Source organism: Stappia taiwanensis, assembly GCF_014635285.1.
GTDB lineage: Bacteria > Pseudomonadota > Alphaproteobacteria > Rhizobiales > Stappiaceae > Stappia > Stappia taiwanensis.
The window spans coordinates 93786-106779 of record NZ_BMCR01000005.1; the positions used below are offsets into that span (position 1 = coordinate 93786).

Below are 12994 nucleotides of genomic sequence, written 5' to 3' on the forward strand. Positions count from 1 at the left end.
TCCGTGGGCCCTCGCCTTACCCGGCGAGGCTGCGGGCGCCGTCGAGAATCAGCCGGGTGGCGATGCGCGCATAGTCCTCGCGGCTGACCGGACCGCCCTCGCGGAACCACATGTAATGCCAGTTGACCATGCCGAAGAGGCTCATGGTCACCGGCTTCAACAGCTCCGATCCGCCGCCCAGCGCCGGCACCGCATCGGCCAGCGCGGCGGCAAATACCTTGACCAGTTGCCGCTCGCGCTCCTTCAGCTCTTCCTGCTGCTCCGGCGGCAGCCGCTTCATCTCGTTGATCTGGATCTTGTGTTCGGCATTGGCGTCGCGATAGGCGTCGAGCAGCGCGCCGACGCAGGCTTCCAGCCGCGCCTCACCGGGCGCCGCCGGCGCGGACGCCTCCTCCACCGCCGCGTTCAGCTCGTCGAGATGATCGCGGATGATGTCGAACAGCAGGGCGTCCTTGTTGGCGTAGTAGTGGTACAGCAACGCCTTGGAAACACCGCACCCTTGCGCGATCTGGTTCATCGACGCGCGATCGAACCCATGCTCGGCGAACAGCGCCGCCGAGGTCTTCAGGATCGCCTTGCGCTTGTCGTCGTAGTCGTCCGCGCGCGGTCGCGCCATGTTCGTCTCCGTCAAGGAAAGCGGGAACGGACAGCGCCGCACCCGCCCTGGGTCAGTCTCGTGCCACGACGCGCACGGATGAGGGCCGGACCGGCCTAGCTCTTCGGCCGGTTGTCGATCACGCGCCGCGCCTTGCCCATCGACCGTTCCACTCCGCCCGGATCGGCGACATGCACGCGGGCGCTGATGCCGATCACGTTTTTCAGATGCGCCCGCAGCTCGGCGGCGGCGGCGGCCCGGTGCGCCTCATCGGCATGGGAGGGAAGCGCTTCGACGTGGACGGTCATTTCGTCCATCCGCCCCTCGCGTGTCAATTCCACGAGATAATGGGGCGCCAGCGCCGGAACCCGCAGAAGTTGTTCCTCGATCTGCGTCGGGAACACATTGACGCCGCGCAGGATCATCATGTCGTCCGACCGGCCGGTCACCTTTTCCATGCGGCGCATGCTGCGCGCGGTGCCCGGCAGCAGCCGGGTCAGGTCGCGGGTGCGGTAGCGGATAACCGGCATGGCCTCCTTGGTCAGCGAGGTAAAGACCAGCTCGCCCACCTCGCCATCGGGCAGCACCTCGCCGGTGTCCGGATCGATGATCTCCGGGTAGAAATGATCCTCCCAGATATGCAAGCCGTCCTTGGTCTCCACGCATTCGCTGGCGACCCCCGGCCCCATCACCTCCGACAGGCCGTAGATATCGACGGCGTGCATGTCGAACGCTTCCTCGATCTCCTCGCGCATGGAGTTGGTCCAGGGCTCGGCGCCGAAGACCCCCACCTTTAGCGGCGACTTGCGCGGATCGAGACCGCGCGAGCGGTATTCATCGAGAATCGCCAGCATGTAGGACGGGGTCACCATGATGATGTCCGGGCGGAAATCCTCAATCAGCGTGACCTGCCGCTCGGTCATGCCGCCGGACATGGGGATGACCGTCAGCCCGAGTTCCTCCGCGCCGTAATGGGCGCCGAGACCGCCGGTGAACAGGCCATAGCCATAGGCCACATGGCATTTCATACCCGGACGCCCGCCGGCGGCGCGGATCGAGCGGGCCACCACACTCGCCCAGACCTTGATGTCGCTGCGGGTATACCCCACCACCGTCGGCTTGCCGGTGGTGCCGGAAGAGGCGTGAACCCGCGCCACCTGCTCCTGCGGCACGGCGAACAGGCCGAAGGGATAGTTGTCGCGCAGGGTCTGCTTGGTGGCGAAGGGGAACTTCGACAGATCCGAAAGCGTCTTGAGGTCGTCCGGATGAACGCCCGCCGCATCGAAGCTCTGGCGGTAGTGGGCGACATTGTCATAGGCATGGCGCAGCGACCATTTCAGCCGGGCGAGCTGCAGATCGGCGATTTCCTCGCGCGAGGCGGTTTCGATCGGGTCGAGATCGCCCGGACGCGGCGACAGGTTGAGCATAGGTATCCTCCCGGTAAAAAACTTGGCCTGAGCGGCCTATTTCGAATCCTGAACGGCCGCTGCCATCGCCGCCTCCGGCACCAGGGTGCCGGCGATGGTGCGCGAATTGCCGCGAAACTCGGCGATGGTCTCGCCCTCTCGGTTGGCCACGGTCACGTCGGTGATCCCGGAGCGCCCCTCCCGCCAGCGTTCATGCGCGGTCGCGGTCAGCCGGTCGCCCAACCGCGCCGGCCGCAGGAACGAGACGGCGCAATGACTGGCCACGGTGTTCTGGTTGTGGCTGTTGCAGGCAAAGGCGAAGGCGCTGTCGGCCAGCGTGAAGACGAAGCCGCCGTGGCAGATGCCATGACCGTTGACCATGGTGTCGGTCACCGTCATCGCCAGCACTGCATGGCCGGGGCCGACCTCGACAATCTCCATGCCAAGCCCCTGGCTCGCCTTGTCCTCCGCCCACATGGCATTGGCGCAGGCCCGGGCGAGTGCCGCCGGATCGCCGGCGGCTCCGGGCCCGCTCACGCCTCATCCCCTTGCGTCGTCTCCCCTTGCCGCGTCTCCTCTTGCGGCGGAAGTCCGCTGAACGCTGGCCGACGCTTGGCCATGAAGGCCGAAACCCCTTCCGCATAGTCGGGCGAACGCCCGGCCCGCCCCTGCATCTCCCGCTCAAGGTCGAGCTGCTGATCCAGCGTGTTGTCGCCGGCCGCCTCAATCGCCTGCTTGATCAGCCCGAGGCCGAAGGTCGGCGCCGCCGCCATCTCGGCGGCGAGCGTGCGCGCCTGATCCATCAGCTCCGCATCCGGCACCGCCTTCCAGATCATGCCCCATTCCTCGGCCTGCGCCGCCGGCACCGGAACGGCGAGCATCGCCAGCGCCTTGGCCCGGGCAAGGCCGACCAGATGCGGCAGGCTCCAGGTGCCGCCGCAATCCGGCACGAGCCCGATCTTGGAAAACGCCTGAATGAACTTCGCGCTTTCCGCTGCCAGCACGATGTCGCAGGCCAGGGCGATATTGGCGCCCGCCCCGGCGGCAACCCCGTTGACGGCGGCGATCACCGGCTTGGGCAGCGCCTTCAGACGCCGGATCAGCGGATTGTAGTGGGTGCCGATGGTCTCGCGCAGATCGGGCGGCGGACCGTCGCCGGACATGTTCCGGTCGCCAAGATCCTGGCCGGCGCAAAAGCCGCGCCCGGCGCCGGTCAGGAGCACCGCACGGATCTCCGCTTCGGTCTCGGCGATGGTCAGCGCACCGCGCAGCGCCTCCTGCATCGCGTCGTTGAAGGAATTCAGCTTGTCCGGCCGGTTGAGGGTGATGACCAGAACCCCGCCATCGCGCTCCACCAGCACCGGCGCCGCCATGGCGCCCGCGTTCCCATCACTCATACCCACTCCCCTTTTGCCTCGGCCACGCCGGCCCCTTTTTTCCACGGCCACGCCGGAAAGCCTCCTCGCCCTCCGCCTGCGGCCGGCGCATCCGGCCAGTGCCGGCTGCATTTTTTACTTGACTGACCAACCGGTCGGTTAATTATTATGATCGTCAATCAGGCGCTGTCAATCGCGGCGCGACACACAAATCACCCGGCCCAACCGGGACCGGCGGATGGCGCGGCAGCGCGGGGAGAACGATATGACCGGCTTTTTCGACAAGCACAGGGGAACCCTCGACAAGGCCGTGGCGGCGATCCGGGAACGGGGCTTCTGGTCGGCCTATCCGGAAATGCCGTCGGGCAAGATCTATGGCGAGACCGCAAAGGCCGATGGCGAGGCAGCCTTCAAGGCGCTGCTCGGCAAGCCGTTCGAGCTGGACCAGCCCTCCACCGGCGGGCGCGTCGGTCATGAGATCAGCCCCTTCGGCCCCGATCTCGCCATCACCTATCCCGAGGCAACTCCGGACATGCTGGTGGAGGCCGCCCGCACGGCAATGACCGGCTGGAGCGCGGCCAGCCCCGAGGAGCGGGTCGGCCTCTGCCTGGAGATCCTTGCCCGCATCAACGCCCAGAGCTTCCTCTTTGCCAATGCGGTGATGCACACCTCCGGCCAGGCCTTCATGATGGCCTTCCAGGCCGGCGGCCCGCACGCCCAGGACCGGGGCCTTGAGGCCATTGCCTATGCCTATGACGAGATGAGCCGGGTGCCGGGCGCGGTGCGCTGGGAAAAGCCGCAAGGCCCGAAGGACCCGATCGTTCTCGACAAGCGCTTCCGCATCATTCCGCGCGGACCGGCGCTGGTGATCGGCTGCGCCACCTTCCCGACCTGGAACAGCTATCCGGGCCTGTTCGCCAGCCTCGCCACCGGCAATCCGGTGATCGTCAAGCCGCATCCCGGCGCGATCCTGCCGCTGGCGCTGACCGTACGGATCGGCCGTGAGGTGCTGCTTGAGGCCGGGTTCGATCCGAACGTGCTGCTGCTCGCCGCCGACACGGTCGAAGCACCGATCACCAAGGAGCTGGTCACCCATTCCGGCATCGCCATCATCGACTACACCGGCTCGCCCGCCTTCGGCTCCTGGATCCGGGAAAACGCCAGCGGCCGGCCGGTCTATACCGAGGAGGCCGGGGTCAACTCCATCGTCGTCACCGGCACGGATTCCTTGCGCGGCATGGTCGGCAACATCGCCTTTTCCCTGTCGCTCTATTCCGGGCAGATGTGCACCGCGCCGCAGAACATCTACGTGCCGCGCGGCGGCATCGACACCGATGAGGGCCACAAGTCCTTCGACGAGATCGCCGGCGCGCTGGCCAGTGCCGTCGACAAGCTGCTGTCCGACCCGCAGCGCGCCGCCGGCGTGCTCGGCGCGGTGCAGAACGAGGCAACCCTGGCCCGTGTCGCCAATGCGCGCGGGCTCGGCAAGGTGCTGCGCGACAGCGGACCGGTGGAGGGCATGGAGGATGCCCGCTCCGCCACGCCGCTGATCCTGGCCGTCGATGCCGCCGACGAAAGCGCCTATCTGGAGGAGCGCTTCGGCCCGGTGAGCTTCGTCATAGCCACCGATGGGGCGGAGGACGCGATTACCCGTGCCGCTGCCTCGGCCCGCAACCGGGGCGCCATCACCGCCGCGCTCTATGCCACCGACGAAGCGGTGATCGATCGGGCGGCGGATGCCTTCGCCGAGGCCGGTGTCAGCCTCTCGGTCAACCTGACCGGCGGCGTCTTCGTCAACCAGAGCGCGGCCTTTTCCGACTACCACGTGACCGGCGCCAATCCGGCGGGCAACGCCTGCCTGTGCGACAGCGCCTTTGTCGCCAATCGCTTCCGGGTGGCCACCGTGCGCCGCCCGGCGGCGGCCTGACTCGGAGCCGGCGGGCAAGACTTGCAACGAGACTTACAACGGGACTGGCAACAAAACAGGCAACAAGACTGGGAAAATGGGAGGAGAAACCATGACGACCCTGATGAAACGGATGGGACTGGCGGCGCTGGTCGCCGGCGCCGCCGCGATGGCGAGCCCGGCGAGCGCCGCCGACACGATCAAGATCGGCTCTTCGCTGGCGATCACCGGCCCCGCCTCGTTCCTGGGCGATCCGGAAGCCAAGACGCTGGAGCTTTACGTCAAGAAGATCAACGAGGCCGGCGGCGTCAACGGCAAGCAGCTTGAACTCGTCGTCTATGACGACGGTGCCAACGCCAACAAGGCCCGGACCTTCGCCACCCGCCTCGTGGAGGACGACGGCATCGTGGCGATGATCGGCGGATCGAGCACCGGCGCGACCATGGCGATGATCCCGGTGTTCGAGGACGCGGGCATTCCGTTCATCTCGCTCGCCGGCGCGGTGGTGATCGTCGACCCGGTCAAGCCCTTCGTGTTCAAGACCCCGCATACCGACAAGATGGCCTGCGAGAAGATCTTCGAGGACATGAAGGCCAAGGGCATTGCCAAGGTCGGCATGATTTCCGGCACCGGCGGCTTCGGCAAGTCCATGCACGGTCAGTGCCTTGGCGTTGCCGGCAACTACGGCATCGAGATCGTCGCCGACGAGACCTATGGTCCGAAGGATTCGGACATGACGCCGCAGCTCACCAACATCAAGAGCGCGCCGGGCCTGCAGGCGGTGGTCAACCCGGGCTTCGGCCAGGGGCCGGCCATCGTCACCCGCAACTTCAAGCAGCTCGGCTTTGACGTGCCGCTCTACCAGAGCCATGGCGTGGCCTCGAAGTCCTTCATCGAGCTGGCCGGCGATGCGGCCGAGGGGGTGCGTCTGCCCGCCTCCGCCCTGCTGGTTGCCGAAAAGCTGCCGGACAGCGACCCGCAGAAGGCGGTCGTGACCGGCTACAAGGCGGCCTATGAGGAAGCCACCGGCCAGCCGGTCTCCACCTTCGGCGGCCATGCCTATGACGGGCTGATGATGCTGGTGGAAGCGATGCAGCGCGCCGGCTCGGAGGATCCTCAGGCGATCCGTGATGAGCTGGAGAAGACCAGCGGCTTCATGGGCACCGCCGGCGTGGTCAACATGTCGCCGAGCGACCATCTCGGTCTCGACCTCACCGCCTTCCGGATGCTGGAAATCCGCGACGGCGACTGGGTCCTGGCCGACTAAGCTCCCGGGGCTTCCTCCGCGCATTGCCGACGCCGTCCGGAGCTGATCCGGGCGGCGCCGGGTGCGGGAGCCGCCCTCCTGGATGGTCCCTTTCGCGGCACCGGCGCGCTATCGCCGCCGCCGCATGATCGGCGAAGAAACCCATGCCCGATTTTCTGCAGTTTTGTGTCTCCGGCCTGACCGTCGGCGCGGTCTACGCGCTGGTCGCGCTCGGCTTCACCATCATCTACAACGCCTCGGACGTGGTGAATTTCGCCCAAGGCGAGTTCGTCATGATCGGCGGCATGACCACGGTGTTCATCACCGCCGCCGGCGTGCCGCTGCACTTCGCCATTCCAGCGGCGATCCTCGCCGCCATGGTGATCGGCCTGTTGCTGCACCGGCTGGCCATCGAGCCGGCGCGCGGCGCCTCCGCCGTCACCTTGATCATCATCACCATCGGCGCCTCGATCTTCCTGCGCGGCGGTGCCCAGATCGTCTTCGACAAGCAGTTCCATTCGCTGCCCGCCTTCTCCGGTGACACGCCGGTGATGATCGGCGGCGCGGCGGTGCTGCCGCAAAGCTTCTGGGTGCTGGGCGGCGCGGCGGTGATCGTCGCCCTGTTGTGGTTCTTCTTCAACCGCACTCTCCTCGGCAAGGCGGTGCTGGCCACCGCCGCCAACCGGCTGGCGGCCCGGCTGGTCGGCATCAACACCTCCTTCGTCGTCGGCTTTTCCTTCGTGCTCTCGGCGGCCATCGGCGCCATTGCCGGCATTCTCGTCGCGCCGATCACCCTGACCAGCTACGACATCGGCGCCCTGCTGGCGCTCAAGGGCTTCGCTGCGGCGATGCTCGGCGGCATGGGCAACCCGCTCGGCGCCATCGTCGGCGGTCTTGCCGTCGGCCTGCTGGAAGCGCTCGGCGCCGGCTACATCTCCTCCACCTACAAGGATGCAATCGCCTTCATCGTCATTCTCGCGGTGCTGTTCGTCCTGCCCGGCGGCTTCTTCGGCCGCGCCAGCACGGAGCGGGTCTGACCATGCGCGCGCTTCTTGCCCACCGTCTCGCCGCGCCGGTCGCCATCGCGCTGATCGTCGTCGCCCTCGCCTTCGTCCTGCCCTCCAACTTCTACCTGCGGGTCGCCGCGCTGGTGTGGATCTCCGCCCTGGCGGTGATCGGTCTCAACCTTTTGATGGGCTTCGCCGGCCAGGTCAGCCTCGGCCATGCCGGGTTCTTCGGTCTCGGCGCCTATGCGGTCGCCGTGCTGCCGGCGCAGTTTTCGCTGCATCCTCTGCTGGCGCTCTTGGCCGGGGCGCTGGTTTGCGGCCTGATCGCCTTTGTCGTCGGCCGGCCGATCCTGCGCCTCAAGGGCCATTACCTCGCGGTCGCCACCCTCGGTTTCGGCATCCTGATCGCCATGGCGATTGCCAATGAAAGCTGGCTCACCGGCGGCCCCGACGGCATGCCGGTGTCGCGCCTGACCCTGTTCGGCTGGCGCGTGCGCGGGGCAAGCACCTGGTACTGGATCACCGGCGCGCTGCTGGTGCTCGGCGCCTGGCTGGCAGTCAATCTGGTGGCCAGCCCGACCGGGCGGGCGCTGCGGGCACTGCACGATTCCGAAGTGGCGGCCCGGGTCGCCGGCGTCGACGTCGCCCATTACAAGCTGATCGTCTTCGTCATTTCCGCCGTCTACGCCTCGGTCGCCGGCTCGGCGCTGGCGCTGGTCAACGGCTTCGTCACCCCGGACAGTGCCAATTTCATCCACTCCATCGAGCTGGTGACCATGGTGGTGCTCGGCGGCATGGGCTCGGTGTTCGGCTCGCTGGTTGGCGCGGCGATCCTCGTCGTGCTGCCGCAGGTGCTCACCACCTTCCACGACTATGAACACCTGCTGCTCGGCCTGATGATGATGGTCATCATGATCGTGCTGCGCAGCGGCATCGTGCCCAGCCTTGCCGCCCTGATCCGGAGGACCCGGCCATGAGCATTCTCAAGGTCGAGGAGATCGGCATTGCCTTCGGCGGCGTCAAGGCGGTCGACAATGTCTCCTTTTCGGTCGAGGCCGGCACGGTGTTCTCGATCATCGGCCCGAACGGTGCCGGCAAGACCACCCTGTTCAACCTCGTCTCCGGCGTCTACCGCCCTCGGCGGGGCCGGGTGATCCTGCAAGGCGAGGACGTCACCGGCCTGGAGCCGAACCGGCTCGCCCGCTGCGGCCTGTCGCGCACCTTCCAGAACCTGCAGGTGTTCTTCCGCATGACTGCGCTGGAAAACGTCATGGTCGGCCGCCACCTGAAGGAACGGCGCGGGCTGCTGGCACATCTTCTGGCGCTGCCCTCCACCGCCCGGCAGAACCGGGAAAGCGCGGAGATCGCCCGGCAGTTACTGGAGCGTGTCGGGCTCGCCGAGTATGCAGAGACCCCGGCCAGCGCCATGCCCTATGGCGCGCTGAAACGGCTGGAGATCGCCCGCGCCCTGGCCGCCGAGCCGCAGGTGCTGCTGCTCGATGAGCCGGCCGCCGGCTGCAACCCGGTGGAGACGGAAGAGATCGAAACCCTGATCCGCAGGATTGCCGATGAAGGCATGACGGTGGTGCTGGTGGAACATGACATGAAGCTGGTGATGCGGATTTCCGACCGGGTGCATGTGCTCGAACAGGGCCAGACCCTGACGGAAGGACGCGCGGACGAGGTTCGCGCCAACCCCAAGGTGATCGAGGCCTATCTCGGCACCCATGGCACCCGGGAGGCCTCCCTTGCGCTCGGATGATCCCCTTTTGAAAATCGAGGGGCTGCGCTCTGGCTATGGCCGGATCGAAGCCCTGCACGGGGTCTCGCTGGAGGTGCGCCCCGGCGAGGTGGTGGCGCTGGTCGGCGGCAATGGCGCCGGCAAGACCACCTTGCTGCGCGCCATCTCCGGCGTGCAGCCGGTCACCGCCGGCGGGGTCCGGTTCTCCGGCACGGATCTCACCCGCGCCAGCGCCCATGCCCGGGTCAAGGCCGGCATCGCCCAGGTGCCGGAGGGGCGGCAGATCTTCTCGCCGCTGTCGATCGAGGACAATCTGCGGCTCGGTGCCTACCTGCGCAAGGATGCGGAAATCGCCGCCGATCTTGAGCGGGTCTACGACCTGTTCCCGGTGCTGAAGGAGCGGCGCAGGAACCCGGCCGGCGGCCTCTCCGGCGGCCAGCAACAGATGCTGGCCATCGGCCGGGCCATGATGAGCCGGCCGAAGCTCCTGTTGCTCGACGAGCCCTCCATGGGGCTGGCGCCGGTGCTGGTCGATCAGGTGTTCGCCATCATCGCCCGCCTGCGCGAGGAAGAGGCGGTGACGGTGTTCCTGGTGGAACAGAACGCCTTTGCCGCCCTGTCGATTGCCGACCGGGGCTATGTCATCGAGACCGGTGAGATCGCCATGACCGGCAGCGGCCGTGAGCTCCTCACCGATGAGCGGGTACGCGAGGCCTATCTCGGGGTCTGAATCACCTTACGAACAAACCGGTCGAAGCCATTGATGCGACTCCGGTTCCGGTCACGCGTGCACCGAAGAATGAACAGCTCCGGCGGAGGATAAGCCGACAGGCGGTGCCTCCCGGGTCGCGCTGACGCTCCGTCCGGGAGGACGCCCCCTGCAGAGGAACAGGTGTGGGGCAAGGGTGCCCGGTTTGGAAACGCCCGCCCCTCGCCTTACATGGCGTCGTAGTCGAGCACCACCTTGTCGGTGACCGGGCGCGACTGGCAGGTCAGCACGAAACCGGCCTCCACCTCCCAGGGCTCCAGCGAATAGTTCACCGCCATGTCCACCTCGCCGGTGACGACCTTGGCCCGGCAGGTGCAGCACATGCCGCCCTTGCAGGAAAACGGCGCCTCCACCCCAGCGCGGATCGCCGCATCGACGATGGTCTCGCCGGCGGCCACCGGCACGCTGACCCGCGCCCCGTCGATCACCAGTTCGGCGCTGGCCGCATGGTCGATATCCGCATCCGCGTGAGCGGGCTTGGGGGCATGGGCCGGCGACCCGTCGGCGGGGGTGAAGAACTCCCGGTGAATGCGGGCCGGATCGACCCCGAGCCCGGCAAGCACCGCGCCGGCGGTCTCGATCATCTCGCCCGGGCCGCACAGGAACACCCCATCGGCCTCCACCGCCGGAACCACGTGGGTCAGCAGCGGCGTGAGCTTGTCCGCATCGAGCCGGCCGGACAACATCTCCACATCCTGGGTCTCGCGCGACAGCACATGGAAGATGCCAAAACGGCCCGGGAACAGGTCCTTCAGATCCTCGATTTCCTCTTTGAAGATAATGCTTTGCGCCGTCTTGTTGCCATAGAGCAGGAAAAACTCGCTCTCCGGCTCGCGGGCCAGCACCGTGCGGATCATCCCGAGCACCGGGGTGATGCCGGAGCCGGCGGCAATCGCCACCAGCATGCGCCCGCCGCCCTCATACGCCGGCAGCAGGAAGCGGCCCGACGGGGTCATCACGTCGATCTCGTCGCCCGCGCGGATGTTCTCGTTGGCATAGGCGGAAAACGCGCCGCCCTCCACCTTCTTCACCGCAACCCGCAACTCGCCATCATCCTCGCCCGCACAGATCGAATAGGAGCGGCGCACGTCGGCCCCATCGATGGTGGCGCGCAGGGTCAGATACTGGCCGGCGGAAAAGCGGTAGCTTTCGCGCAAACTCTCCGGCACCTCGAACGAAATCGAGACGGCATCGGCGGTCTCCCGCTTCACTTCCCTGACCTTCAACGCATGAAATCGCGGCGACATGCTGAGGCTCCTCCCTCGGTCGGCGGACACGGGCGGTCCGGGCCGATATCAGTGACACTTGAAATAATCGAACGGTTCGGCGCAGGCGCGGCAGCGCCACAGCGCCTTGCAGGCGGTCGAGCCGAATTCGGAGACCTTCTCCGTCTCCAGCGAACCGCAGCGCGGACAGGCGACCTGATCGTCGCCGAACAGCGCCCGGCGCGAGGCCTTGCCCGCCGGTGGGGCGATGCCATAGGCCCTCAGCTTCTCGCGCGCCTCCGCGCTCAGCCAGTCGGTGGTCCAGGCCGGCGACAGCACCGTATTGATGCGCACAGAGGAGAACCCGGCCGCCAAGAGCGCCGTCTCGATGTCCATGGTGAACACCGCCATCGCCGGACAGCCGGTGTAGGTCGGGGTGATGTCGACCTCGACAACGCCGCCTTCCTGCACTCGCACATCGCGCAGGACGCCAAGGTCGGCGATGGTCAGCACCGGCACCTCCGGATCGGGTACCCGGCCGGCCACCTCCAGCGCCCGCCGCCGCTGCTCCCCCAGCGGCAGCGCCTGCACCGTGTCGGTATCCCCTGCCGCGCTCATGCTCTCACCACGTATGCCCGGGATAGGCCCGCTGCATGTATTGCATCTCCGACAAAAGGTGGCCGAAGCTCTCCGAATGGCGCCCGTCGCGGCCGCCGGTCTGCATCCAGCCTTGTGCCGGCAGGGTCAACGTCGCTTCCTCCAGCACCCGGCTGAGGGTCGCAAGCCAGCCCGCGCGCAAGCCCTGCGGATCGACCGCAATGCCGGCCGCCACCAGCTCCGAAACCGTGTCATCCGCCTCAAACAGCTCGCCGGTATAGGGCCACAGAAGGTCGATCGCCTCCTGCATCCGCCGGTGGCTTTCCGCCGTGCCATCACCGAGCCGGATCGTCCATTCGCTGGCATGGCGCAGGTGATAGGCCGCCTCCTTTTCCGCCTTGGCGGCAATCGCCGACAGGGTCGCGTCGCTGGAGCCGGTCAGCTTCTCCCAGAAGGGCAGCATGAAGGCGGAGAAGAACAACTGGCGGGCGATGGTCTGGGCGAAATCGCCATTGGGCTGTTCCACCAGCAGGCAGTTGCGGAAGGCCCGCTCGACCCGCAGGAAGCAGAGCTGATCCTCGTCCCGGCCCTTGCCTTCCACCTCGGCGGCGTAGCTGTAGAGCGCCCGCGCCTGGCCCACATGGTCGAGCGCCACATTGGCAAGGCCGATATCCTCCTCCAGCGTCGGCGCGTGGCCGCACCACTCGCCAAGGCGCTGGCCGAGGATCGCCGCGTCATCGGCGAGCCGCAGCACATAGGTGAAAAGCGCATCCGTCATGGCCCGTCCTCACATGTTGCCGACGTCTTCGGGGATCTCGTAGAAGGTCGGATGCCGGTAGATCTTCGAGGCGGTCGGCTCGAACAGCATCCCCTTCTCGGACGGGTCGGAGGCGATGATCTCCGCCGAGGGCACGACCCAGATCGACAGCCCCTCGCCGCGCCGGGTGTAGACATCGCGCGCCGCCTGCAGCGCCATTTCCGCATCCGCCGCATGCACAGAGCCGCAATGGCGGTGGGCCATGCCCGTACGCGAACGAATGAAGACTTCCCAAAGCGGGGTGGTTTTCTCGGTCATGTTGCTCTCCCTGCGGCGCCTCCGCGCCGTAAATTCACCTGCGGCGCCCTCCGCGCCGGAATTGCTGAATT

14 protein-coding genes are annotated in these 12994 nt (G+C 67.2%); 6 read left to right on the top strand and 8 right to left on the bottom strand.

Going from position 1 to position 12994, the window contains the following annotated elements; translation table 11 throughout:
• Nucleotides 1-16: 16 nt before the first annotated feature.
• The 4 genes from IEV83_RS13065 to paaG all read right to left on the bottom strand — a co-directional run bounded on the left by IEV83_RS13065 (nt 17) and on the right by paaG (nt 3398).
• Nucleotides 17-616, bottom strand: coding sequence for a TetR/AcrR family transcriptional regulator (locus IEV83_RS13065; RefSeq protein ID WP_181759903.1), 600 nt, complete (start codon nt 614-616; stop codon nt 17-19).
• Between the two features lie 95 nt (nt 617-711).
• Nucleotides 712-2022 carry a phenylacetate--CoA ligase PaaK gene (gene paaK, locus IEV83_RS13070; protein ID WP_181759902.1) on the bottom strand — a complete coding sequence of 437 codons (1311 nt, stop codon included), beginning with the start codon at nt 2020-2022 and terminating at the stop codon, nt 712-714.
• 36 nt (nt 2023-2058) lie between these two features.
• Nucleotides 2059-2478 carry a hydroxyphenylacetyl-CoA thioesterase PaaI gene (gene paaI / locus IEV83_RS13075; protein WP_181759983.1) on the bottom strand — a complete coding sequence of 140 codons (420 nt, stop codon included), beginning with the start codon at nt 2476-2478 and terminating at the stop codon, nt 2059-2061.
• A gap of 56 nt (nt 2479-2534) precedes the next feature.
• Nucleotides 2535-3398, bottom strand: a complete 864-nt coding sequence (gene paaG / locus IEV83_RS13080; RefSeq protein WP_371873451.1) for a 2-(1,2-epoxy-1,2-dihydrophenyl)acetyl-CoA isomerase PaaG — start codon at nt 3396-3398, stop codon at nt 2535-2537.
• A gap of 244 nt (nt 3399-3642) precedes the next feature.
• Here paaG and paaN point away from each other — a divergent pair, with 244 nt between their 5' ends.
• The 6 genes from paaN to IEV83_RS13110 all read left to right on the top strand — a co-directional run bounded on the left by paaN (nt 3643) and on the right by IEV83_RS13110 (nt 10007).
• Nucleotides 3643-5304, top strand: coding sequence for a phenylacetic acid degradation protein PaaN (gene paaN, locus IEV83_RS13085; RefSeq protein ID WP_181759901.1), 1662 nt, complete (start codon nt 3643-3645; stop codon nt 5302-5304).
• Nucleotides 5305-5416: 112 nt separating this feature from the next.
• Nucleotides 5417-6550 (top strand): ABC transporter substrate-binding protein, encoded by a 1134-nt coding sequence (locus IEV83_RS13090; protein WP_371873459.1) that lies wholly within the window; start codon nt 5417-5419, stop codon nt 6548-6550.
• Between the two features lie 143 nt (nt 6551-6693).
• The gene (locus IEV83_RS13095; RefSeq protein WP_181759900.1) at nt 6694-7566 is read left to right on the top strand and encodes a branched-chain amino acid ABC transporter permease; all 873 of its coding nucleotides are present in this window, start codon (nt 6694-6696) and stop codon (nt 7564-7566) included.
• A gap of 2 nt (nt 7567-7568) precedes the next feature.
• Nucleotides 7569-8513: a branched-chain amino acid ABC transporter permease gene (locus IEV83_RS13100; protein WP_181759899.1), complete on the top strand. Its 945-nt coding sequence runs from the start codon at nt 7569-7571 to the stop codon at nt 8511-8513.
• Complete coding sequence (locus IEV83_RS13105; RefSeq protein WP_181759898.1) at nt 8510-9298, top strand: ABC transporter ATP-binding protein; 789 nt, start codon at nt 8510-8512, stop codon at nt 9296-9298. The genes IEV83_RS13100 and IEV83_RS13105 overlap by 4 nt, the downstream gene beginning before the upstream one ends.
• Complete coding sequence (locus tag IEV83_RS13110; RefSeq protein ID WP_244628184.1) at nt 9285-10007, top strand: ABC transporter ATP-binding protein; 723 nt, start codon at nt 9285-9287, stop codon at nt 10005-10007. Before IEV83_RS13105 ends, IEV83_RS13110 begins: the two co-directional genes overlap by 14 nt.
• 206 nt (nt 10008-10213) lie before the next feature.
• Here the strand turns inward: IEV83_RS13110 and paaE are convergent, their stop codons facing one another.
• The 4 genes from paaE to paaB are packed head-to-tail and all read right to left on the bottom strand — an operon-like array spanning nt 10214 to nt 12923.
• Nucleotides 10214-11293, bottom strand: a complete 1080-nt coding sequence (paaE, locus tag IEV83_RS13115) for a 1,2-phenylacetyl-CoA epoxidase subunit PaaE (protein WP_181759896.1) — start codon at nt 11291-11293, stop codon at nt 10214-10216.
• A gap of 48 nt (nt 11294-11341) precedes the next feature.
• Nucleotides 11342-11869 carry a 1,2-phenylacetyl-CoA epoxidase subunit PaaD gene (paaD, locus tag IEV83_RS13120; RefSeq protein ID WP_181759895.1) on the bottom strand — a complete coding sequence of 176 codons (528 nt, stop codon included), beginning with the start codon at nt 11867-11869 and terminating at the stop codon, nt 11342-11344.
• A gap of 4 nt (nt 11870-11873) precedes the next feature.
• On the bottom strand, nt 11874-12626 hold the full coding sequence (gene paaC, locus IEV83_RS13125) for a 1,2-phenylacetyl-CoA epoxidase subunit PaaC (protein WP_181759894.1): 753 nt from the start codon (nt 12624-12626) through the stop codon (nt 11874-11876).
• A gap of 9 nt (nt 12627-12635) precedes the next feature.
• The gene (gene paaB / locus IEV83_RS13130; protein WP_181759893.1) at nt 12636-12923 is read right to left on the bottom strand and encodes a 1,2-phenylacetyl-CoA epoxidase subunit PaaB; all 288 of its coding nucleotides are present in this window, start codon (nt 12921-12923) and stop codon (nt 12636-12638) included.
• Between the last annotated feature and the right edge of the window lie 71 nt (nt 12924-12994).

Excerpts from the sequence above, each read along its gene's own strand:
- paaE (WP_181759896.1), bottom strand. The coding sequence starts at position 11,293 with ATGTCGCCGCGATTTCATGCGTTGAAGGTCAGGGAAGTGAAGCGGGAG.
- IEV83_RS13065 (WP_181759903.1), bottom strand. The coding sequence starts at position 616 with ATGGCGCGACCGCGCGCGGACGACTACGACGACAAGCGCAAGGCGATC.
- paaN (WP_181759901.1), top strand. The coding sequence starts at position 3,643 with ATGACCGGCTTTTTCGACAAGCACAGGGGAACCCTCGACAAGGCCGTG.
- IEV83_RS13100 (WP_181759899.1), top strand. The coding sequence starts at position 7,569 with ATGCGCGCGCTTCTTGCCCACCGTCTCGCCGCGCCGGTCGCCATCGCG.
- IEV83_RS13095 (WP_181759900.1), top strand. The coding sequence starts at position 6,694 with ATGCCCGATTTTCTGCAGTTTTGTGTCTCCGGCCTGACCGTCGGCGCG.
- paaG (WP_371873451.1), bottom strand. The coding sequence starts at position 3,398 with ATGAGTGATGGGAACGCGGGCGCCATGGCGGCGCCGGTGCTGGTGGAG.
- paaD (WP_181759895.1), bottom strand. The coding sequence starts at position 11,869 with ATGAGCGCGGCAGGGGATACCGACACGGTGCAGGCGCTGCCGCTGGGG.
- paaB (WP_181759893.1), bottom strand. The coding sequence starts at position 12,923 with ATGACCGAGAAAACCACCCCGCTTTGGGAAGTCTTCATTCGTTCGCGT.
- paaK (WP_181759902.1), bottom strand. The coding sequence starts at position 2,022 with ATGCTCAACCTGTCGCCGCGTCCGGGCGATCTCGACCCGATCGAAACC.
- paaC (WP_181759894.1), bottom strand. The coding sequence starts at position 12,626 with ATGACGGATGCGCTTTTCACCTATGTGCTGCGGCTCGCCGATGACGCG.
- IEV83_RS13090 (WP_371873459.1), top strand. The coding sequence starts at position 5,417 with ATGGGACTGGCGGCGCTGGTCGCCGGCGCCGCCGCGATGGCGAGCCCG.
- paaI (WP_181759983.1), bottom strand. The coding sequence starts at position 2,478 with ATGTGGGCGGAGGACAAGGCGAGCCAGGGGCTTGGCATGGAGATTGTC.
- IEV83_RS13105 (WP_181759898.1), top strand. The coding sequence starts at position 8,510 with ATGAGCATTCTCAAGGTCGAGGAGATCGGCATTGCCTTCGGCGGCGTC.